Annotated in this window: 21 protein-coding genes; 16 read left to right on the forward strand and 5 right to left on the reverse strand. The window is 48.9% G+C overall.

The window, feature by feature from the left end; genetic code table 11:
- Window positions 1–31: 31 nt before the first annotated feature.
- The 12 genes from ACCC71_RS02225 to ACCC71_RS02280 all read left to right on the forward strand — a co-directional run bounded on the left by ACCC71_RS02225 (window position 32) and on the right by ACCC71_RS02280 (window position 10044).
- Window positions 32–271, forward strand: a complete 240-nt coding sequence (locus tag ACCC71_RS02225; protein WP_434310816.1) for an RNA-binding S4 domain-containing protein — start codon at window positions 32–34, stop codon at window positions 269–271.
- Window positions 272–361: 90 nt separating this feature from the next.
- Window positions 362–640 (forward strand): sporulation protein YabP, encoded by a 279-nt coding sequence (gene yabP, locus ACCC71_RS02230; RefSeq protein WP_434310817.1) that lies wholly within the window; start codon window positions 362–364, stop codon window positions 638–640.
- A 29-nt stretch (window positions 641–669) separates the two neighbouring features.
- A complete protein-coding gene (gene yabQ / locus ACCC71_RS02235) occupies window positions 670–1011 on the forward strand; it encodes a spore cortex biosynthesis protein YabQ (protein WP_434310818.1) in 342 nt (113 codons plus the stop codon).
- Window positions 974–1276 carry an FtsB family cell division protein gene (locus ACCC71_RS02240; RefSeq protein WP_434310819.1) on the forward strand — a complete coding sequence of 101 codons (303 nt, stop codon included), beginning with the start codon at window positions 974–976 and terminating at the stop codon, window positions 1274–1276. The genes yabQ and ACCC71_RS02240 overlap by 38 nt, the downstream gene beginning before the upstream one ends.
- A gap of 167 nt (window positions 1277–1443) precedes the next feature.
- Entirely contained in the window at window positions 1444–2940 is a 1497-nt protein-coding gene (locus ACCC71_RS02245; RefSeq protein WP_434310820.1) for a SpoIIE family protein phosphatase, read from the forward strand.
- A 50-nt stretch (window positions 2941–2990) separates the two neighbouring features.
- Complete coding sequence (gene tilS, locus ACCC71_RS02250) at window positions 2991–4322, forward strand: tRNA lysidine(34) synthetase TilS (RefSeq protein WP_434310821.1); 1332 nt, start codon at window positions 2991–2993, stop codon at window positions 4320–4322.
- Window positions 4312–4839, forward strand: coding sequence for a hypoxanthine phosphoribosyltransferase (gene hpt, locus ACCC71_RS02255; RefSeq protein ID WP_434310822.1), 528 nt, complete (start codon window positions 4312–4314; stop codon window positions 4837–4839). The genes tilS and hpt overlap by 11 nt, the downstream gene beginning before the upstream one ends.
- An 18-nt stretch (window positions 4840–4857) precedes the next feature.
- A complete protein-coding gene (gene ftsH, locus ACCC71_RS02260; RefSeq protein ID WP_434310823.1) occupies window positions 4858–6672 on the forward strand; it encodes an ATP-dependent zinc metalloprotease FtsH in 1815 nt (604 codons plus the stop codon).
- Window positions 6669–8690, forward strand: a complete 2022-nt coding sequence (locus ACCC71_RS02265) for a glycoside hydrolase family 13 protein (RefSeq protein WP_434310824.1) — start codon at window positions 6669–6671, stop codon at window positions 8688–8690. The genes ftsH and ACCC71_RS02265 overlap by 4 nt, the downstream gene beginning before the upstream one ends.
- A gap of 19 nt (window positions 8691–8709) precedes the next feature.
- The gene (gene greA / locus ACCC71_RS02270) at window positions 8710–9210 is read left to right on the forward strand and encodes a transcription elongation factor GreA (protein WP_434310825.1); all 501 of its coding nucleotides are present in this window, start codon (window positions 8710–8712) and stop codon (window positions 9208–9210) included.
- 118 nt (window positions 9211–9328) lie between these two features.
- Window positions 9329–9604, forward strand: a complete 276-nt coding sequence (locus ACCC71_RS02275; RefSeq protein WP_434310826.1) for an AbrB/MazE/SpoVT family DNA-binding domain-containing protein — start codon at window positions 9329–9331, stop codon at window positions 9602–9604.
- On the forward strand, window positions 9601–10044 hold the full coding sequence (locus ACCC71_RS02280; protein WP_434310827.1) for a putative toxin-antitoxin system toxin component, PIN family: 444 nt from the start codon (window positions 9601–9603) through the stop codon (window positions 10042–10044). Before ACCC71_RS02275 ends, ACCC71_RS02280 begins: the two co-directional genes overlap by 4 nt.
- A 150-nt stretch (window positions 10045–10194) precedes the next feature.
- Here the strand turns inward: ACCC71_RS02280 and ACCC71_RS02285 are convergent, their stop codons facing one another.
- Genes ACCC71_RS02285 through ymfI form a run of 3 tightly spaced genes read right to left on the reverse strand, consistent with a single transcriptional unit; the run spans window position 10195 to window position 12957 of the window.
- Window positions 10195–10842: a potassium channel family protein gene (locus tag ACCC71_RS02285; protein ID WP_434310828.1), complete on the reverse strand. Its 648-nt coding sequence runs from the start codon at window positions 10840–10842 to the stop codon at window positions 10195–10197.
- A 19-nt stretch (window positions 10843–10861) separates the two neighbouring features.
- Entirely contained in the window at window positions 10862–12205 is a 1344-nt protein-coding gene (locus tag ACCC71_RS02290; protein WP_434310829.1) for a TrkH family potassium uptake protein, read from the reverse strand.
- A gap of 17 nt (window positions 12206–12222) precedes the next feature.
- Window positions 12223–12957, reverse strand: a complete 735-nt coding sequence (gene ymfI, locus ACCC71_RS02295; protein WP_434311794.1) for an elongation factor P 5-aminopentanone reductase — start codon at window positions 12955–12957, stop codon at window positions 12223–12225.
- A 185-nt stretch (window positions 12958–13142) separates the two neighbouring features.
- Here ymfI and trxB point away from each other — a divergent pair, with 185 nt between their 5' ends.
- The 3 genes from trxB to ACCC71_RS02310 all read left to right on the forward strand — a co-directional run bounded on the left by trxB (window position 13143) and on the right by ACCC71_RS02310 (window position 17348).
- On the forward strand, window positions 13143–14060 hold the full coding sequence (gene trxB / locus ACCC71_RS02300) for a thioredoxin-disulfide reductase (RefSeq protein ID WP_434310830.1): 918 nt from the start codon (window positions 13143–13145) through the stop codon (window positions 14058–14060).
- A 370-nt stretch (window positions 14061–14430) separates the two neighbouring features.
- A complete protein-coding gene (locus ACCC71_RS02305) occupies window positions 14431–15900 on the forward strand; it encodes an SH3 domain-containing protein (RefSeq protein ID WP_434310831.1) in 1470 nt (489 codons plus the stop codon).
- Between the two features lie 131 nt (window positions 15901–16031).
- Window positions 16032–17348 (forward strand): NlpC/P60 family protein, encoded by a 1317-nt coding sequence (locus ACCC71_RS02310; RefSeq protein ID WP_434310832.1) that lies wholly within the window; start codon window positions 16032–16034, stop codon window positions 17346–17348.
- Between the two features lie 65 nt (window positions 17349–17413).
- On the opposite strand, the gene ACCC71_RS02315 is transcribed toward ACCC71_RS02310, so the two are convergent.
- Both ACCC71_RS02315 and hpf read right to left on the reverse strand, forming a co-directional pair.
- Window positions 17414–18475, reverse strand: a complete 1062-nt coding sequence (locus tag ACCC71_RS02315) for an NAD(P)-dependent alcohol dehydrogenase (RefSeq protein WP_434310833.1) — start codon at window positions 18473–18475, stop codon at window positions 17414–17416.
- 537 nt (window positions 18476–19012) lie between these two features.
- Complete coding sequence (hpf, locus tag ACCC71_RS02320) at window positions 19013–19540, reverse strand: ribosome hibernation-promoting factor, HPF/YfiA family (RefSeq protein ID WP_434310834.1); 528 nt, start codon at window positions 19538–19540, stop codon at window positions 19013–19015.
- 481 nt (window positions 19541–20021) lie between these two features.
- On the opposite strand from hpf, the gene secA reads away from it, so the two are divergent.
- Window positions 20022–22589 carry a preprotein translocase subunit SecA gene (gene secA, locus ACCC71_RS02325; protein WP_434310835.1) on the forward strand — a complete coding sequence of 856 codons (2568 nt, stop codon included), beginning with the start codon at window positions 20022–20024 and terminating at the stop codon, window positions 22587–22589.
- Window positions 22590–22593: the final 4 nt, after the last annotated feature.

The following is a 22593-nucleotide window of genomic DNA, read 5'->3' on the forward strand; positions in this document are numbered from 1 at the left end:
TTTTTTATTCTATAGGAAAAAAGGAGAAAAGATGAGACTGGACAAATATTTGAAGGTGTCTCGTTTGATCAAGCGCCGGACGGTGGCCAACGAGGCCTGCGACGCTGGCCGGGTGACGGTCAACGACAGACCGGCGAAGGCTTCGGTCAATGTAAAAGAAGGAGACATCATTGAGATTGGCTTTGGAAATAAGTCGGTTCGCGTCGAGGTTTTGGACGTGCGGGAGACGACCAAGAAGGACGAAGCCAAAGAGATGTTCCGCTACCTGTAGCTGTCATAATCCCATCGGCTGGGACATAGGATATAAGGGAAAATGACTTAGCTTTGCTAAGACTTATCGTGTGTCGATGGGAGGGCTTTCATGGAAGCGCAGAGAGAAAGAGAGCATAAATTTGTATTAGACCGCCGGGAGAAAGCTTTGGTAACTGGCGTCAAAGATGTGATTTCTTTTGATGAAAAAGAGATTTTGTTGCAGACGGATTTTGGAAAGATTGTTGTAAAAGGAGAAGGACTCCACGTCAAACGCCTGACTTTAGAGAAGGGAGAGGCGGAACTGGAAGGCCAGGTCAATGGAATCCAGTATTCAGCCGTTGGTTCAGTGGAAGAGGAAGGCGGACTTTTTAACCGTCTATTTCGGTAATGAGCGCGAACATTTCCGCGGAGGCCCAGGTGTTTCTTGTTTCGATTTTGCTTGGATTGGAACTATCCTTCATTTATCAGGTATTACTGCTCGTGCGCGGTATTGTTCCACACGCAAGATGGTTTCGGGACGTGGAAGATGTAATCTACTGGATTTTTTGTTCCATCCAGGCTTTTCGCCTGCTATTTCGAGAAAATGATGGAAGTATTCGGTGGTATTTTTTGGCAGGAATTGCACTTGGCATGATTTTCTGCTATGAGATTCTGGGAAAACCATTGAAAAAATTTTTATTATGGGTTAGAATGAAAAGAACAACAAAGGACTTGGGGAAATATGAAAAGATATCAAAAGAAAAAAAGCAGATGGAATAACCCAGGAGCGCTGGCGGTATTGACCGTAGTGCTGATTTTGTTGTGCGTTTTGACCACTCATACGAATAAACTGAAGGCTACCGATGCGGATTATGCCGCCAAGGTAGCGGCGCTCTCCGCGGAAGTAGAAGAAGAATCCAAACGTGCCGAGGAGTTGGAAGAATACCAGGTGTACGTCCAGACCAAACAATATATTGAGAAAGTAGCCAGAGAGAAGCTTGGCCTGGTGAACCCGAACGAGGCGATTGTAAAACCGAATGAGTAGAAAGAGAAGACCCAAAAGTCATTTTGACAGAGGGTCTTTTTTATTTCATAGGATTCAGGTATCAAAAAGTGTCGAAACATTCTGTTTCTTCGACACTTCCGTTTGACAGACTTTGCGCTGGAACTTGTCTTATAATCATTCCCGATAGTATAAGGGAGGAATCGGGTATGGATAAGATCGGTATGTTCGCTGTGCTTTTGTTCGCGTATATGATTGGGATTTTGGCAGGGGTTCTCTATGTTCGAAGCGGGCGGAAAAGCTGGAAGAAGACTGTGCTTTGGAAGAGTCGCTACCGGGAATACGCGGCGGAACGTCAGCTAAAAGAGCGGGCGAGAGCGTTTCACCGTCTTTCAGCAGCGTTTCGGGAGAGCGGAAGCAGCAGCTATGAGCGGGTGACGAGAGAGATCGCGGCTACGGCGCTGGCGGAGACCACCAGCAAAGTCTGCGAGGCCTGCGGAGGCTGCCACCTTGGCCGGATGCAGCTCCAGAAAGACGCCTACTATCTTCAGTATCTGATGAATTCCTTTGTAAAAAACGGGCGGGTGGACAATGAGGACATGCCTCGGATTTTCTCGGAAACTTGTTGTGAATCCGAATTGTACATAGAAGAATTAAACGAAGAACTGGGGCGCGGACAGCTTCAGATTGATTGGAAAACTCGGTTTTTAGAAGGCCGGGAGGCGGTATCCGCACAGTTTGCAGAGATGGAAGGGATGTTGGAGGAGCTGGCAGACCAGACCGACGAGCAGGAAGACGTAACGGATCGCTGGGAGAAAAAGTTAAAAAAGGAATGCCATAAGTTAGGGCTTGCGATGAACCGCTGCTTTGTCGAGCAGGATGCGGAAGGGAAGCTGCAGGTCCATCTTCAAGTACAGACCGCGGGCCGCCATTGTATTCCGTCCAAAGAGGTGACGGAAGCCGTCGGCAAGCTGATGAAAAGAGAAATGCGTCTGGAGATCGGCAGTAAATCCGTGGTGGGAAAGGAGAACAGCCGTCTGGTTTTGATGGAAGAGCCGGAGTTTGGCATTTGCTATGGCGTTGCCCGCGCAGTCAAAGAGGGAAGCGAGGTTTCAGGGGATAATTATTCTGCCATGGAGCTGCCGGGTGGGAACTATCTGTTATGCCTGTCTGACGGGATGGGGTCCGGCCATTTGGCTGCCGCTGAGAGTGAGTCTGTGGTGGAGCTAGCGGAGCAATTGACCGGAGCAGGATTTTCTTTGGAAAATACGGTGAAGCTGATGAACTCCGTGCTGCTCCTACGGGAAGGGGAGCAGCGTCCGGCCACCTTGGACATTCACATCCTGGATCTGCATACCGGAGAGATACGAAGCAGGAAACAGGGCGCGGCCGCTACGTTTTTAAAGCAGGGGGAACAGATTTCTCTTTTGGAATCGGCGGACGCTCCCATCGGATGGAGCGCGTCGCTGCTTTCTGAGGAGCAGGTGAATAAGGTCTCCGAAGGCGGGATTTTGGTTCTGGTGACCGATGGTGTGGTGGAGGCTCTGCCAGGCGCGGAAAAAGAAGAATTTTTGATGGAAATTCTCCGGCGGATGAAGGAGGGGAGCCCTCAGACCATGGCGGACGCCATTTTGTCGCTGGCGGCCGGATCGGAAGCGCCGCGGGATGATATGACGGTTTTGGTGGCCCAGATTACGAGACGGTAGGGGTTGATTTCATCCTTTTTTTTCCGTATAATAAACCCATGATGGAAGAATTGATTCAGAAAGTAAGCCGGTGGGTCCGGCAGCAAAATTTATTGGAGCAGGGAGACCAGGTGACCGTTGGCGTTAGCGGCGGCGCCGATTCGGTCTGTCTGCTTCTGTGTCTCTCGGAGCTGGCAGAAAAATTGGGGATTCGCGTAAGCGCTGTTCATGTCCACCATGGGCTTCGAGGAAATGACGCGGACTTAGATGAACGTTTTGTCCAGGATCTTTGTAAGGATCTCGGCATTCCTTGCATCTGCCGCCGGGCGGATGTGGCGGCATTGGCGGCCAGGCGGAAGATTTCTGTGGAAGAGGCAGGGCGTCTGGCGCGCTATGAGATTTTGCGCCAGGAGGCAAAGGGCGGTAAAATTGCCGTGGCGCACCACCAGGGCGATCAGGCGGAGACGGTTCTTTGGAACCTGTTCCGCGGGAGCGGGATCAAGGGGGCGGCTGGCATGGCGCCGAAAAATGGAGATGTTATCCGGCCTCTTCTTACTTGTACGAGGGCGGAGATTGAGACATTTTTGCGAGGGCGCGGGCAGAGCTTTCGAGAAGATGCAACCAATCAGGATTTGTGCTATACGAGAAACCGGATACGAAACCAGATTCTTCCTTTGGCGAAAGAGGCGGTCAATTGCCGTGCGGAGGAACATCTGGCGGCTTTTGCCGCGGGGGCGCGGGAGGTGGACCAGCTTTTAGATGAGCTGGCAAAGGAGGCGCTGATTTCATGTGAGCAAAAGGACGATCATATTCTTCTTCCTTCCGATCTGCTTTTGGAAAAGCCGGCCGTGTTAGGAAAGCGGGTTTTACTTTTTGCCATCGAGGTGGTCGTAAAAAGCCGCCGGGATATCGGGGCGGCCCATCTGAATGCAGTGTGGGAGCTTTTGAAAAAGCCAGTGGGAAGCCGTGTTTGTCTTCCAGGAGGCTTTTTCGCGAAGCGGGAGTACCGGGGGCTTACCATTGGGAAAGAGCGGCAGGAGGAATCGGAACCTTTGCTTCCCGAAGTGAAATTTTGCGAGATAGACGCAAAAGATTTTGGGAAAATCAGGGAAAACAGGTATACGAAATGCTTTGATTATGATAAAATGAAAAATAACGCTGTCTTGCGTTTTCGTCAGGAAGGCGACTACCTGGAACTTCCGGGCGGGGGACGTAAGACCTTGCGTCGATATATGATTGATGAGAAAATTCCGGCCGAGGAGCGGGGGCGGATTCCGGTGCTGGCGGACGGCAGTCATGTGCTTTGGATCGTTGGATACCGGGAAAGCGCCGCGTGCCAGGTGACAAAAGACACAGAGCGAATTCTGTGTGTGACAGTAGGAGGAGAAGAACATGGAACATAAGATCCGCGTTTTAATTTCAGAAGAGGACGTCGACCGCCGGATCGCGGAGATCGCCGCCGAGATCAGCAGGGATTATGCGGGAAAGAGCGTACATCTGCTTTGTATTTTAAAGGGAAGCATCTTTTTTACCTGTGAATTGGCGAAGCGGCTGACGGTACCGGTTACGCTGGATTTTATGAGTTGTTCCAGTTATGGGTCTGGTACGGTGTCCAAGGGAATTGTACGGTTGGTTAAAGACCTGGATGAACCCATCGAAGGCCGGGATGTGATTATCGTGGAAGATATCATTGATTCCGGAAATACGCTGTCCTACCTGGTGGAGATGATGAAGGGAAGAAAACCGGCCAGCTTAAAGCTTTGTACTCTTTTGGATAAGCCGTCCCGCCGGGTACATCATGAGGTACAGGTGAATTATACTTGTTTTTCCATCGAGGATTTATTTGTCGTCGGTTATGGGCTGGACTATGATCAGCACTACCGGAATTTGCCGTATATCGGCGTGATTGAAAATGTATAAAGTAAAGGAGATAGGATTTTGAATTCAACGAGAAGACCGGGCGCAGGTTTATATATTATGCCGTTGCTGTTAGCGATGCTGGTCATGATGATGTTTAGCGGCGTCTTTGGCGGACAGGATGCGGCGCAGGGGACGGTCGCAGAGTTTGAACGAGCGGCAAAGGAGCGCCAGCTGACGCAGGTAGTGATCAAGCAGAATCCGGAGACCCCGACCGGGCAGGTCAACTATACGCTGGCGGGTGGAACGGTGAAATATATCTATGTTTCCGACGTTAACGTAGTGCAGGAGATGCTGCAGCAGGAAGACGTGGATTATACGCTCCAGGATGTGACCGAAGGCATTGATCTTTTGTCCATAATCTCCATCGGAATCAGCGCGATCTTGCTGATTATTCTGGTGATGGTTATTTTCAGGAATAATTCCCAGGGCGGCGCCAATAATAAAATGATGAACTTTGGCAAGAGCCGGGCGATTATGGTGACCAACAGCAATATTAATTTTGAGAATGTGGCCGGTTTGCAGGAGGAAAAGGAAGATCTGGCGGAAATCGTGGATTTCTTAAAGGATCCGGCTAAATATACCCGCATCGGCGCACGGATTCCCAAGGGAGTCCTTTTGGTAGGCCCTCCCGGAACGGGAAAAACATTGATGGCAAAGGCCATCGCCGGCGAAGCGGGGGTTCCCTTTTTCAGCATTTCCGGTTCGGATTTTGTAGAGATGTTCGTCGGCGTCGGCGCGTCCCGTGTCCGGGATCTCTTTGCGGAGGCAAAGAAGAACAGTCCCTGTATCGTATTTATCGATGAGATCGACGCCGTAGCGCGCCGCCGTGGTACGGGTATGGGCGGCGGACATGACGAGCGGGAGCAGACGCTGAATCAGCTTTTGGTGGAGATGGACGGTTTTGGTGTCAATGCGGGCATCATTGTGATGGCGGCTACCAACCGGGTCGACATTTTGGATCCGGCGATCATGCGTCCCGGACGTTTTGACCGGAAGATCGGCGTGGCCCGTCCGGATGTCCGAGGCCGCGAGGCGATTTTGAAGGTTCACTCTAAGGAAAAGCCTCTGGGAGAAGATGTGGATTTGAGCCGGATTGCCCAGACGACGGCAGGATTTTCCGGTGCAGACCTGGAGAACTTGATGAATGAAGCGGCGATTGTGACGGCGAAGGATGGCAGGAGTTTTATCTGCCAGGCGGATATCGACCAGGCTTTTGTAAAAGTGGGGCTGGGAGCGGAGAAAAAGAGCCGTCTGATCTCGGAGAAAGAGAAGAAGATCACGGCCTATCACGAGTCGGGGCATGCGCTTTTGTTTCATTTGCTGCCGGACGTGGGACCGGTGCATACCGTCTCCATTATTCCCACGGGGATTGGAGCGGCAGGATATACGATGCCTTTGCCGGAAAAAGACGAGATGTTCTTGACAAAGGGCAAGATGGAGCAGGAAATTATGGTTTCTTTGGGAGGCCGGATTGCGGAGGAACTGATCTTTCAGGATATCACCACCGGCGCTTCTCAGGATATTAAGCAGGCGACCAATCTGGCAAAAAATATGGTGACCCAGTATGGGATGTCCGATCGGGTTGGCATGATTCATTGCGGAGATGATGAATCCGAAGTCTTTATCGGCCGGGATTTGGCCCACAGCCGCGGATATGGCGAGGGAATGGCCACGATGATCGATGAGGAGATCAAGCGGATCATTGATCAGAATTATGAAAAGGCCAAGGCGATGATCGAAGAACATCTGGATGTGCTCCATAAGTGCGCCGCTCTTTTGCTGGAAAAGGAGAAGATTGGTCAGGCGGAATTTGAAGCATTATTTGAGTCATGACGGAGAATAGAAGATTTTACTTTAGCGATGAAACAGAGAATTTCCGCCGGCCCGCAGAGCCGGCGGAAGGAGAGAGGGTCGTCCTTCGGCTGCGCGCCGTGAAGGACGATTCTTTTCATGCCTGGGTGATTTCAACCAGCGGTCGGATGGTGATGAAACCGGCCGAATCGGAAGGGAAATTTGTTTTTTATGAGGCGGAAATTCCGGCTTTCACCGGTTGCTTTGCTTATCTATTTCAGATTCAGGATGCAGAAGGGACGGTTTATTATGGAAAGCATGGGCTGCAAACCAGCCCAGATTTTTCTTCCGCCTTTCGGATGGAACCGGGATTTTTGGTCCCGGAGTGGTGTAAGGGCGCGGTGATTTACCAGATTTTCGTGGATCGGTTTTGCAATGGAGATCAGAAAAATGATGTAGAAGAGCGGGAATATTTCTACCTGGAGGGCGGATGCGCTCATCGGGTCTCCGATTGGAATACCCTGCCGGAACCGCTGGACGTCCGGAACTTTTATGGCGGAGATTTACAGGGGGTTTGGGATAAGCTGGATTATCTCCAATACCTTGGCGTAGAAGTCCTGTATTTTAATCCGCTTTTTGTCTCCCCTTCCAATCACAAATACGATACGCAGGATTACGATCATATTGACCCTCATTTTGGCAAAATTGTGGTGGATGGTGGTGAAACGCTGCCGGAAGGGGCAGATTCGAACCGGCAGGCGACAAAATATATCCTGCGGACGACAACGCCGGAAAATTTGGAAGCATCCGACGCCTTTTTTGCGGATTTTGTAAAGGAAGCCCATCGGCGCGGCCTGCGGGTGATTTTGGATGGTGTGTTTAATCACTGTGGGTCGTTCCACAAATGGATGGATCGGGAAGCGTTTTACCAGGGGCGTTTTGGATATGAGCCGGGCGCCTATGGCCACCCGGATAGCCCATACCGGAGTTTTTTTCGATTTGGCCCGGCGGAAAGCTTTGAGTGCTGGTGGGGGATGAAGACCTTGCCCAAATTGAATTATGAGGGAGATTCCTATCTCAAAGAAGAAATTCTGCGAATTGCAAAAAAGTGGGTGTCCCCTCCCTACTGCGCCGATGGATGGCGCTTAGATGTGGCGGCGGATCTAGGACATAGCGAGGAGACCAACCATGGGTTTTGGCGGGACTTCCGGCAGGCGGTGAAGACGGCGAATCCAGAGGCAGTGATTTTGGCGGAGCATTACGGGGACATTTCTCCGTGGATGGATGGAAAGCAATGGGATACGGTGATGAACTATGACGCGTTTATGGAGCCGGTATCCTGGTTTTTCACTGGAATGGAAAAGCACAGCGATGGGTACCGGAAAGATCTTTTGGGAAATGGAGAGGCATTTTGGGACGCGATGATTCAAAATATGGCCCGTTTTCCCTATGGAAGTCTTCACAGCGCCATGAATCAATTGGATAATCACGATCATTCCCGGTTTGTCACGCGTACTTCTCAGCGCGTGGGGAGGCTGAACCGGGGAGGTGTCGATACCGCGGCTCAGTCGATCTGCCTTGGTATCTGCCGGGAGGCAGCCGTGCTTCAAATGACTTGGCCGGGAGCGCCGACGCTGTATTATGGGGATGAGACCGCTCTCCCTGGGTGGACGGATCCAGACAGCCGCCGCCCGTTTCCCTGGGGAAAAGAAAATTGGGAGATGATTGAGTTTTACCGGGAACTGATTCGAATCCACCGGGCCTCGCCTGCTTTAAAGAAGGGATCTCTGGTGCGGCTTTTGGGAGAATACCAGTTATTGTCCTATGGACGTTTTTTCGGGGAAGAACGGATGGTAATCTTGATTTACAATGGCGGGGAAGAACGGGAGGCGGAGATTCCAGTGGAGCTTTTGGGTGGAAAACAGCCAAAGGCATTGGTGCGTTTGATGGAGACCGGCGAGAACGGTTACAATATCGGGGAGGCGCGCATTCCAGTTCGGCAGGGCAAGGCGGCGCTTCGCCTGCATCCGATGGAGGCGGCCATTTTCCGGGTAGATTAGGGGAGAAAGGGGAAGACACATGTACGATGAACTGACAAAGAGCGACATTGAAAAGATGAAACAGGAGATCGAGTATCGAAAGCTAGTGGTTCGTAAACAAGCTTTAGAAGCGGTTAAAGAAGCCAGGGCCCACGGAGATCTCAGTGAAAATTTTGAATATCACGCGGCAAAGAAGGATAAGAATCAGAACGAAAGCCGGATTCGTTATCTGGAACGGATGATCAAAACGGCAAAGATTGTCTCAGATGAATCACGGGATGACGAGGTGGGAATCAATAACACGGTGGAGGTCTACTTTGAGGATGACGATGAGATAGATACCTTTAAGCTGGTTACCACCATCCGGGGAAATTCGTTAAAGGGCTATATCAGCACCGAATCGCCGCTGGGGCGCGCTTTATTGGGACATCGGGTTGGCGACCGGGTCTATGTGAAAGTAAATGAGACCGTCGGCTATTACGTGGAGATACGGTCGATTTCCAACACCGGCGACGAGGGCGATACGATACGAAAATTTTAAAAAGGGCGAATGGGTCGGGAGTCTGCTTTTCCATGAATTTCATTTGATTTTTTTCCTACAGTCACATATAATATAAGTAGGGAAATCCATACTTTCCATGCTTCAGGAGGTGAAAAATATGTTAGCAAAAGCTTTCGTTGACAACGCAAAGGTCATGGCAAAAGGACAGGTTACAATCCCAAAAGATGTCCGAGAAGTGCTTGGTGTGGCAAGTGGAGACCGTATTTCTTTTATTGTTGAGGGCAGCACTGTTCGCATTGTTAATTCCGCTGTTTATGCTATGCAGATGCTTCAGAGCGAAATGGCAGGTGAAGCAGAATCGTCCGGCCTCACATCTGACGATGATATTATGGCACTTGTAAAAGAATTGAGAAATGAGGACGAAAATGTATGAGGGTTCTGATTGATACGAATGTTCTCATATCTGCGGCATTGAATATGAACAGCGTTCCCTATCAGGCTTATGTAAAAGCTGCCTCTTATCCTAACCACGGATTGATCTGTGAGCAAAATGTGGATGAAATGAAACGGATATTTAACAAAAAATTTCCCAAACGCCTGGCAGCATTGGATAAATTTCTTTCAATTGCCTTGCTGACGTTGGAATTAGTACCCATTCCAACAGATGAAAATATGTCAGAGTTACAGATCCGGGATGTAAATGACAGGCCTATTTTAAGAGCTGCTATGGAAGCAAGGGCGGATGTCCTGCTTACTGGTGATAAAGATTTTCTGGAATCTGGCTTGAAAAATCCGGCAATTATGACACCGGCTGAATTTCTAAATATGGATTGCCTTCCATTGACAAGAGCAGACACGGTCAATGGAAGGTAAGAAATCGTTTTATATGGCAAGGCCGGAAACTGCAGCTTCCGGCCTTGTCCTTTCACATCTGTCATATTTCGTTTTCTTGCATACTCCAAAAGTGCTGCCAGATAAATTTGTGGCAAATGGAATGAAAAAATCTTTATAAATCGTCTTTGACTAAAGCTGTAAAAATTTGTAGATATCTTTATTGGCGCCCAAAATCAAGATGGATTCATTTTCCTGAAAAACATGGCTGGTATTGGAAAGGGGTTCCAAGGTGTTTCCATATTTGATGGCTAGAATGCTGACATGGTATTTTTTGCGGACGTCCAGATCTAAAATCGTTCGACCGTACCAGGATTCGGGTACCGGCGTTTCGTAGATAGAGTGGTCGGGCGTCAACTCAATGTAGTCAAAGACATTGTCGCAGCTATATTTGACGGCGGCTCGGACGGCCATTTCCTTTTCCGCGTAGACAACGTGATCCGCGCCGTTTCGCAGCAGTAGTTTTGCGTGAATGTCGCGGTTTGCCCTTGCCAGGATGACGGGAGCACCATAGTCTTTTAAAAGCACCGTGGTCTCCAGAGAACTTTGAAAGTTGTCGCCGATGGCTACGACGCAGAGGTCAAAGTTGCGTACGCCCAGGGATTCGATGAACTGCTCGTTGGTGCTGTCGCCTATCTGCGCGTTGGTGACATAGGGCAGGATTTCATTGACTCGTTCTTCATTCTGGTCAATAGCGAGAACTTCGTGCTTCAATTCCTGAAATTTGATTGCCATGTGCCGGCCAAAACGGCCGAGACCGATTAGTAAAATAGATTTCATAAATAATCCTCCGAATAAATTATCCTACGCTGATTTTTTCCTGGGGCATTTGAGACGGGGCAGGAGTGTGACCGCTGCTTACCGCATAAAGCATGGTCAGACCGCCTACTCGGCCAAAATACATAAGCGCGATAAGAATCAGGTGAGAAGGCAGGCTGAGCGTGCTGGTAATACCCAGGGACAGTCCAACGGTTCCAATGGCAGAAGCGCATTCAAAGAGTGCGTCTCGCAGGGAAATCCCATCGATCAGGCAGAGAAGAGCGCTGCCTGTCAGAAACAAGATGATGTATAAAGTAAGAAGCGTGACGGCGTTTCGCAGCGTTTCCGATGGAATCCGGCGGTGAAAGACTTCAATATTCGCTTGCTTTTTAAAAACGCTTCGCAGACAAAGCAATACAACGGCCAGAGACGTGGTCTTAAATCCTCCGGCGGTGGAGCCGGGCGAGCCGCCGACAAGCATCAGCAAAATCAATAGAAGAAGGCTGACGCTGTGGAAGGCGGCCAGATTTACTGTATTAAAACCGGCAGTTCTTACCGTAACCGCTTGAAACAAAGAAGCCCATATGCGATCTAAAATTCCCATTCCCGCCCATTCTGGGCGGCTGAATTCGAAGAAAAAAAGGTATAGGCTGGGAAGAAGGATAAGGAGCAGGGAGGTAAAAAGAACCAACTTTGTCTGAAAGTGATAGCGATGGATATGCCACTTATTTTGCCGAATATCGCTCCACACATAAAAACCAATACCGCCGATTACAATCAGCAGGATGATCGGCAGCTGAATCAGCGGGTCGGAAGCATAACCAGTTAAAGAGGAAAAGGGGGATTCTTTTCCCATCAGATCGAAACCGGCATTGCAGAATGCGGAAATGGAATGGAAAATCGCATACCAGATGCCGGAAAGGCCCATTTTCGGACAAAAACGGATGGCCAAAATCAGGGCTCCGATACCTTCGAAGCAAAGGGTGGCGCGGAGAATAAAGCCGGTCATCCGGATAATCCCGCCCATCTGCGGGGCGGAGATGGATTCCTGCATAACGAAACGCTGCCGGAGACCAATCTTTTTTCCGGAGATGATAAAGATCGCTACGGCCATGGTGACGACGCCCATGCCTCCGATTTGAATCAATAGAAGAATCACCGCCTGGCCAAAGAGCGACCAGTGCTGAAAAGTATCAAAGACAACCAGACCGGTTACACAAGTAGCAGACGTGGCCGTGAACAAAGCATCGGAAAAAGAAGTCATTTCGCCGCTTTTTGAGGAGATGGGAAGCATTAAAAGGAATGAACCGGTTAAGATCAAAATCAGAAATCCAAAGATGATGATTTGCGCCGGACGAATTCGACTCAGTTTTGAAAATGACATAAGAATTTCTCCTTCTCCTAAATCCAGCCTCCGTCCAGGCATATGACCTGGCCTGTCAAGTATTCATTTCCATCCGCCAACTGCCACGCCAGATGCGCGACCTCTTCCGGCGTACCCATGCGTCCCGACGGAATTTCTGCCAAGAGGTTCTGTCTTTCCTGGTCGGAAAGAAAATGATTCATATCCGTATCAATAGCGCCGCAGGCAATGGCATTGACCTGAATCCCGCTGGGAGCCAGTTCTTTGGCTAAGGCTTTTGTCAAGGCGTTGATTCCGCCTTTGGTGGCAGAGTAGGCAACCTCGCAGGATGCGCCCACACATCCCCAGACGGAAGAAATATTGATGATTTTTCCAGAGTGATTCCAAATCATACTGGGAATCGCTTCTTTACATAAGGAATAAACCGCGGTGAGATTGGTTCCGACGATGCACTGCCATTCGTCCCAAGAGGTGTCCTGGAGGAGGCCGATATGAGAAATACCGGCATTATTCACGAGCACTTCGACGGTGCGTCCGGTTTCGCCGATGGTGTCAAAAAGCTGGCCGGCTGTCTGCCTTTCTGCCAGGTCTCCGGTAAAAAGGAGGCAGTGGACGCCGTGTTCTTTTGTGAGTTCTGCTTTTAGTTCCTCCAGAAGATCGGTATTCTTCTGACAAGTTAAAACCAGATCATAGCCGGAGGCGGCAAAACGTGCGGCGATTGCCCGGCCAATTCCGCGGGAAGCGCCGGTAATCAGTGCGGTTTTATTTTTCATCATGAGATTCTCCTTAAGCTTTCATAAAATAGTATAGCATTGTAGGGATGTCTTGTATAGGGGAAAGAAAATTGGTATACTAAAAAAGAACAAAGAATTTCCTATTAAACAAGAAAAACTTGGCGGCGATAACGCTGGGTAAAATGGAGTTTTGAAATCTAGGTTAGAAAATAAAGGAGAACAAAATGTACGATTTGATTATTATTGGCTCTGGCCCTGCGGGCCTTGGAGCAGCGATTTATGCGGAACGCGCGCAGCTAAATGCGATAACCATTGAAAAAGAGATGATGAGCGGGGGTCAGGTACTGACGACGTATTCTGTGGACAATTATCCTGGTTTTCCGGGGATCAACGGTTTTGATCTGGGGCTAAAATTGCGGGAGCATGCCGAGAGCCTTGGAGCACATTTTGTGGAGGATGAGGTCCAGGCCATTGGAGTAGAGGATGGAGTGAAACTGATTAAGTGCGCAAAGGAGACGTATGAGGCGAAGACATTGCTGATTGCCACGGGAGCCCGTCATCGAAAACTGGGGGTTGACGGAGAAGAACGGCTGGGCGGTCGAGGGGTCAGCTACTGTGCGGTATGCGACGGAGCCCTTTATAAAAATCAGGTTACGGCTGTGGTCGGCGGAGGAGATGTGGCTGTGGAGGATGCGATTTTTCTATCCCGCCTGTGCAAAAAAGTGTATTTGATCCACCGCAGAGATGAATTGCGGGCAGCAAAATCACTGCAAAAGCAGCTAGAGGCCTGTGAGAACATTGAAGTGTTGTGGGATACTGTCGTAGAAAAAATAAACGGGGAAGAGGTTGTCGAAAGCATAAATGTTAAGAACTTATTACAAAATAAAGACGAAGTTTTACCGATAGATGGATTGTTTATCGCCGTAGGAATTTCTCCCAACAGCGATGTATTTTTGGATGTGGTGGAGATGGAACACGGATATATTAAAGCAGGCGAGGACTGCGAAACAAGCGTTCCAGGAATCTTTGCCGCAGGCGACGTCAGGACAAAAGCGTTGCGCCAGATTGTAACTGCTGTGGCGGACGGAGCCAACGCGGTAGGGGCTGCAGAACGCTATTTGCGGGAACAAACCGCAAAATAGGACGGAAAATCGTCGTTTCTTGAAGAAAATGCTGGAAGACTTATGACTGGAAATAAGGACAGAATATCTTGCTTTCTTAGGGAAATGTTTTTGGGAAAAGAAAAAACATGATAAAATTTAAGAATGTATGAAGATGTTTATAAGAAATTTGAAATCCCATATCTTGGTGTTCAGGCGATGTCCTGGGAACGAGATATGGGATTTTTTGACGAATAGAGGGGGAATTTGAAGCAAAATGGAAGGAATTGGAGGAGGGAAGAGCGGAAGAAAGTGAAGAAAAAGGGTTGACAGGCAGGGGGGCTTTTGTTATACTTATTTCAGATTTGTAACATTTGCGTAATAATTTGCAACAGTTAGGAGGTTTGTAACTGTGGGAAAAAAGAAAATGGGAAAGCGGCTGTTGACAGGAGCCGCCTGCGTAGGAATTACGACGACGATGTTTGCCAGCACGGTATTTGCTTCTCCGATTGGAAAGACGGAGATGAATGTCATCGGCGTGGCCGCTGCGCTTCCCAGCAATAAAACAAGTGAGAAAAAACAAAAGGAAACGAAAGTCGCTCCGCTGGCTGCTGCCGAAGTGGTTTCCCGTGTGACGGAGCCTACGGTTGCTCCGCTGGCCGCCGCCGCTGTGACGCCGGATGATGGAAATATAAGCGAGACAGAGCATGCCGCTGTGGAGGCTCTGCAGGCCAGACAGGCGGAGGAAGCGAATTCTCCCTATAAGGATGTGGCGATCTCTCAGGTAGAGAATTATGTAAACATCCGTCAGGACCCGAATACGGAAGCCGAGATTCTGGGCAAGATTTATAACAACGCTGCCGCTACGATTTTGGAAACGGTAGAGCAAGAAGATGGCACTTGGTATAAGATCAAGTCCGGCTCCGTGGAAGGCTACATAAAATCCGATTACTTTGTGACGGGGACCGAAGCGGAAGAGATCGCACAGCAGGTGGGACATGTTACGGCTGAGATCAATACCGAGACTCTTCGCCTGCGCCAGGAGCCCAGTGCGGACAGCACGACCATTGATCTGCTTTCCGAGGGAGAGAAGTATACGGTAGAAGAGCAGGGCGATGAATTTACGAAGATCTCGCTCGACGGCGACAAAGAAGGATATGTACATAATGATTACATCAACGTGGAAGTAAACTTCGATCAGGCGATCTCTGTGGAAGAAGAGCGGGCGCAGAAAGAAGAGGAAGCTCGCAGACAAAGAGAAGCAGAGGAAGCCGAGAGACGGTTAAGAGAGCAGCAGGAAGCAGAGGAACGCTCCAAGGCTGCGAAGAAGACCACTCAGGAAGAGACCACGAAAAAGCCGAAGAAGACCACTGCGGCTGAGGAAGAGACTACGAAGAAGCCGAAGAAGACCACCGAGGCCCAGGAGAACGGCGATTCGGAAGGAAATCAGAATCCCACAGAGGAGGAGAGAGAGCCGGAGACCGAAGCTACTGAGCAGGAGACGGAGGAAGAATCTTCCAATAGCGGTAATTCTGAAGTTCGGGATGCCATTGTGTCTTATGCTTTGACCTTTGTTGGAAATTTGGATTATGTATACGGTGGGACAAGCCTGACCAGCGGTGCGGACTGCTCCGGATTTATTCAGTCTATTTATAAGAAATACGGCGTTTCCTTGCCTCGTACTTCCGGCGAGCAGGGCAGTTCGGGACATAAAGTCAGCTCCGATAACATGCAGCCAGGCGATATCGTCCATTATAGCGGCCATGTAGCGATTTACATTGGCGACGGCCAAGTGGTGCACGCATCGAGCCCGACGGCTGGCGTAAAGATTTCGAAGTGGAATTACCGTTCGGTAATCAGTATCCGTAACGTGATTGATTAATTTTTTGAGTGAATGCGCTCCCCAGCTTGACAAGCTGGGGAGTTTTTGTTATGATTATGTCGTAATTGTAATAAATTTGTAATGAGATGACATTATTTGTAAAATAAAAGTACTTTTTGGAGGAACCCGGCTTGAGCGATTGGATGAGAAGATGGGGATTAACCGGATTTTGTGCGATGCTGGTGATGGCGATGGGACCGAGTGCGGCATTTGCTGCTCCAGAGGACGAGGAGTTGGAAGTGATCGGCGCGGCTGCTGTGCCTCGCGCCAGCTACAGCCGTACGATAGCTCCGGTGGGAGCGGCAGTTTCTTTTTCAAAAATTGATCGTGTTGCTCTTCCGGAAAGGGAAGTGGACGAGCATGCTTCTGTGAAAGCCTACGAAGAGCGGAAAGCAGAAGTAGAAGAGGCATATAAGAATGTGGCGATCTCTCAGGTCGAGAACTATGTAAATATTCGTAAGGACGCCAACACGGAGGCGGAAGTTCTCGGAAAGATCTATAACAATGCCGCCGCTACGATTGAGGAGACTGTCGAGAAAGAGGACGGCACCTGGTATAAAGTAAAATCCGGAAGTGTGGAAGGCTTTATTAAAGCGGAATACTTTGCGACCGGAGCGGAAGCGGAAGCTTTGGCAAAACAGGTGGGAAGAGTCAGCGGTACGGTGACGACGGAGACTTTGCGTTTGCGCGAGGAGCCCAGTTTGGACAGCGCGACCCTTACGCTTTTGTCTGCGGATGAGAAATATGCGATTACCGAGGAGACCGGGAACTTTGTAAAGTTGTCGATTGATACGGATTTGGCGGGATATGTTTGCAAGGATTATGTGGAGGTTCATATCGATTTCGATCAGGCAATCTCCCTTGAGGAAGAGAGAGCAGAGCAGGAGCGCTTAGAACGCTTGCGCAGAGAAGCGGAGGAAGAGCAGGAACGTCTCCGCAAGGAGAAAGAATCGGAATCCAGAGCAAAAGCCTCCAGCAAAGCAGCAAAGAAGACGACGGAAGCCAAAGAAACCACCAAGAAGAAGAAACCTTCTTCCAGCACTGAGAAGAAAGAGACCACAAAGAAGCAGGAAGCCCCGAGCAGCGACGGCTCCGTATCTTCCACCAGAAAAGCAATCGTTGCCTATGCGGAATCCTTTGTTGGAAACCTGGATTATGTATATGGTGGAAACAGCCTGAGCAGCGGTGTGGATTGCTCCGGTTTTGTACAGCAGATTTATTCAAAATATGGCGTCAGTCTTCCGAGATCTTCCGGGGATCAGGCAGGCGCAGGCCATTCTGTCAGCTCCAGCGACATGAAGCCCGGAGATATCATTTACTATGGCGGTCATGTAGCGATTTATATAGGCGACGGCTGCGTGGTACATGCCTCCTCGCCGGAGACTGGAATTAAGATTTCCAGTTGGAATTACCGGACGCCGAAGAGCATTCGAAATGTATTGGATTGATCTAAGATAAAACAAAAAAGAGAGCGTATACTCTCTTTTTTGTTTTCCTAGTAATCTGGCCGCTTTTAGATGATCACTACTGGTTTAATTAGATCACGAGGCTTATCTTTCATCAAAAGCAGCGCATCTTCCAGATGATCAAAGCCCTGGAAGCGATGAGTCAACAGTTTGGAGGTATCGAGACGTCCGGTTTCCATCAGGGAAGCCAGCTTTTCCATGCGGAGCCGCCCGCCGGGCATCAGGCCTCCGGCAATGGTTTTGTGACCCATGCCGCATCCCCATTCGATTCGAGGAATTTTCACATAATCGCCGGAACCCAAGTAATTTACGTTTCCAATACGTCCGCCGGGTTTTACCATCTGGACAGCCTGGATAAACGTATCGTTATCGCCGCCGGCGACAATCACTTTATCAACGCCTTTTCCATGAGTCTTTTCCAGGATCTGCTCTACGATATCGCCTTCTTTATAGTTAATAATATCCGTGGCGCCGTAAGCCTTTGCCACTTCGATGCAGTTTGGACGGGAACCAACCGCATACAGATGACTGGCGCCGTGCAGAGCTGCTCCGGCTACCGACATCAGACCGACCGGGCCGATTCCAATGACACACACAGAATCACCAAATTGAACGTCCGCCAGCTCCACTCCATGAAAGCCGGTGGGAACCATGTCGCTGAGCATCACGGCATCCGCCGGGTCCAAGCTGTCCGGCAGGATCGCCAGGTTGGCGTCCGCCTCGTTTACGTGAAAATATTCTCCGAAAACACCGTCTTTAAAGTTGGAAAATTTCCAACCAGCCAACATGCCGCCGGAGTGCATGGAATATCCATTTTGAGCTTCCAGGCTTCCCCAATCCGGAGTGATAGCGGGTACGATGACGCGATCTCCAACTTTCAGCGTTTTTACCAGGTTTCCGACTTCTACGATTTCTCCCACCGCTTCATGGCCTAAAATCATATCGGTACGCTCGCCGATCGCGCCTTCCCATACGGTATGAATATCGGAAGTGCAGGGCGATACGGCAATGGGTTTTACGATTGCATCCAGAGGGCCACAGGCAGGCACCTCTTTCTCAATCCAGCCAGTTTTTCCAATCCCAAGCATTGCGAAGCCTTTCATTTTCATCTGTAGATCCTCCTTGATTGTTATTTTGATAACGTTAACTTATTGGCAAATACATCATAACTCTTCGTGAACTTTTTGTCAATTTAAAATTTTTTGTTTTTGGAATTATTTTCTTGCTTTCTTTTTGTTGATTCCAAGAATAAGTGGGAATCCATTTATTTTATTATATCCAGGATGTGGAAAAAAATCCGAGAACTTTCCTAAAATGATTCGGTGTCAAAAGGGCCCTGCATGAAAACGTGTTGGAATATTTTGTAGGGTTTCGGAGCAAGTACTTCTAGGATTTCGGAAATTTGTGAAAAGCACTCACAAAAATAAGAAACTCGCTGCGCTCAGACAGTCTTATTTTTGTTCATAAGACAAATTCCCGAAATCTAAGAAGTGCTAATGCTCCTGCAAATACAAAATATTCCAACACGTTTTCATGCAGGGCCCTTTTGACATCCGAATCTTAACGTGAGAAAGAACGGTACGCCATGGAGGACGATACCGTTCTTTCTGAGAGAGTAGTTTGCTTTTGTAAGTTACCGAATATTTTTAGAACTCTGGCTCAATCAAACCATAGGTTCCATTTTTCCTTTTATATACGACGTTTACTTGATCGGTATCCGCATCGCGGAAAACGTAAAAGTTATGTCCAAGCATCTCCATCTGCAGACACGCTTCCTCTGCATCCATTGGTTTGACTGCAAAGCGTTTTGTCTTTACAATCTGAATACTTTCTTCTTCTTCATAAGGCTCGTCCGTATATTCTTTTGAAAAACTGGCGGCGCTTTGAGCGGAATCGATCAGTTTATTTTTATATTTTTTCAGTTGCCGTTCTATGGTTTCCTGTACCAGATCGATGGAAGTATACATATCTTCGCTGACTTCTTCCGCGCGAATGATGCGTCCTTTAACCGGGATGGTAACCTCGATTTTCTGACGTCCTTTTTCTACGCTCAATGTGACCTGCGCTTCGGTGTCAGAATTAAAATATTTTTCTAGCTTTTTGAGTTTCGTGTCGATGGCTTCCTGGAGTCCAGGGGTGAGATCGATGTTTTTTCCTGCGACGATAAAACGCATACAATCATCTCCTTTTCGGCTATTTTTTGTGGAAAACCAGAAAAAAGGACCTTTTTCTTCCACAGGATTCAAAGGATGTAGTCGGAATCCAAGGTTTTTTGACAAAAAAACGAGAAAATGAAAAGATTCCGTATATAGAGAAAACAAATCCTTTGATATTTATAATTGTAGCATAAAATCATAAAAAATCAAGAAGTAATCCGAAAAAAATCACCAAAAAATTTGTTAAAAAACCAAAAAAAATGTCGAAACGTCCACAGGGTAGAGCGGAATAAAATTGTGGATAATGTGGATAACTTCGTGTATAACTCAATTTTAGGCCAAAAATCCGGGAAAGGGCCTTGTGGATAACTGGTGATAAGAATGGGGAAAACGGAACCTGTAGCCTATGATTTTGGATGGAGAAAAGAAGTGGTTGAATTCAGATTGGTATGATGATACAATATACGGTGGTAAATTTTATGCTAAGGAGTGTAACTCTATGGGCTTAGTACAGAAAATATTTGGGACGCAAAGCGAAAAAGAGCTGAAGCGGATCTCTCCCTTGATAAACAAGATAGAGAGTCTGCGCCCCCAGATGATGGAAATGTCGGACGAGGGGCTGCGGGCCAAGACACAGGAATTTAAAAAGCGTCTTGGTGAAGGAGAAACTTTAGACGACTTGTTGCCGGAGGCTTTCGCGGTGGTCCGAGAGGCGGCCAGACGGGTTTTGAATATGGAACCTTACCGAGTGCAGCTGATTGGCGGCGTGGTTTTGCATCAGGGGCGGATTGCCGAGATGAGAACCGGTGAAGGAAAGACATTGGTTTCCACCCTGCCGGCTTATTTGAATGCGTTAGAGGGAAAGGGCGTTCATATTGTAACGGTCAATGATTATTTGGCCAAACGTGACGCGGAATGGATGGGACAGGTCCATGAGTTTTTGGGAGTTACTGTCGGCGTCGTACTGAATTCGATGACGCCGGAGGAGAGAAAGAAAGCTTATGGCTGCGACATCACCTATGTTACCAACAATGAGCTGGGATTCGATTATCTGCGGGACAATATGGCCATCTACAAGGAGCAGCTGGTGCTTCGCAATCTCCATTATGCGATTGTAGACGAGGTGGACTCGGTTTTGATCGATGAAGCGAGAACTCCGCTGATTATCTCCGGGCAGAGCGGAAAGTCCACCAAGCTTTATGAGGTCTGCGATTATCTAGCGCAGCGGCTGGAGCGTGGTGAGGAAACCGAGCTGACCAAGATGGCGGCGATCATGAAAGAAGAGCAGAAGGAGAGCGGCGATTTCGTTGTAAACGAAAAAGATAAGCAGGTGAACCTGACGGCGGAGGGCGTTGCCAAGGTAGAAAAATTCTTTCAGATTGAAAATCTGGCCGATCCGGAAAACCTGGAGATCCAGCACAATATTATTTTGGCTCTCCGGGCGCACAATCTGATGTTCCGGGATAAAGACTATGTGGTAAAAGATGACGAGGTTTTAATCGTCGACGAGTTTACCGGCCGTATTATGCCAGGCCGCCGGTATTCCGACGGGCTGCATCAGGCCATTGAGGCAAAGGAGCATGTGAAGGTAAAGCGGGAGAGCAAGACCTTAGCCACGATCACCTTCCAGAACTTCTTTAATAAGTTTGAGAAAAAAGCTGGTATGACCGGTACGGCTATGACCGAGGAAAAGGAATTCCGGGATATCTACGGCATGGATGTCATCGAGATTCCGACGAATAAGCCGGTGGTCCGGAAAGATCATCAGGACGCGGTATATAAGACGAAAAAGGAAAAACTCCATGCGATTGTGGAGGAGATCGTCTCTTCTCATGAGAAGGGACAGCCCGTGTTGGTTGGTACGATTACCATCGAGGCTTCCGAGGAATTGTCGGCTCTGTTAAAGAAGCGTGGAATCCAGCATAACGTATTGAATGCAAAGTTCCACGAACAGGAAGCGCAGATCGTTGCGGACGCCGGACATCATGGTGCGGTGACCATCGCCACCAATATGGCGGGCCGTGGTACGGATATTAAGCTGGATGAGGACAGCATCGCGGCCGGCGGCTTAAAGATTATTGGCACGGAGCGTCATGAATCCCGCCGGATCGACAATCAGCTGCGCGGCCGTTCCGGACGTCAGGGAGATCCAGGTGAATCCCAGTTCTTTATTTCTCTGGAAGACGATCTGATGCGTCTCTTTGGCGGAGAGCGGATGCTCAATATGTTCAACACCTTGAAGGTGCCGGACAATGAGCAGATTCAGCACAAGATGCTTTCCGGAGCCATCGAGAAGGCTCAGAAAAAGATCGAAGGAAATAACTTTGGCATTCGGAAACAGTTACTGGATTATGACCAAGTTATGAATGAACAGCGTGAGATCATTTACGATGAACGCCGCAGCGTCCTGAATGGAGAGAGCATGCGTGACGTGGTCATGAAGATGATCAGCGATGTGACGGAACATATCGTAGATATGTGTATTTCGGAGGAGCAGACCCCGGATCAGTGGGATATGAACGAGCTGAATTCTCTGCTGCTTCCAATTTTCCCGATGCGGGCGGTGGTTTTAAGCGATGAGCAGAAGAAGACGTACAAGAAAGCAGATCTGATGCAATCCTTAAAACAGCAAACGGTGAAACTCTATGAGGCGAAGGAAGCAGAATTTGCGGATCCGGAACAGATTCGTGAGATCGAGCGCGTGGTTTTGCTGAAAGTGATCGACCGCCGTTGGATGGATCACATCGACGATATGGAGCAGCTGCGCCAGGGAATTGGCCTGCAGGCTTATGGCCAGAGAGATCCTCTGGTTGAGTATAAGATGGCCGGTTACGATATGTTTGATCAAATGACGGCCTCCATCGAGGAAGATACGGTTCGTCTGCTGCTGCATATTCGGTTGGAGCAGAAAGTAGAGCGGGAACAGGTTGCAAAGGCGACTGGAACTAACCGGGACGACAGTCTCCCCAAGGGACCCAAGAGAAGAGACGAGAAAAAGGTCTATCCCAATGACCCGTGCCCTTGCGGTTCGGGCAAAAAATATAAACAATGCTGTGGCAGAAAGTAGGTGA

Source organism: Hominifimenecus sp. rT4P-3, assembly GCF_051055405.1.
Classification (GTDB): Bacteria; Bacillota; Clostridia; order Lachnospirales; family Lachnospiraceae; genus Pseudolachnospira.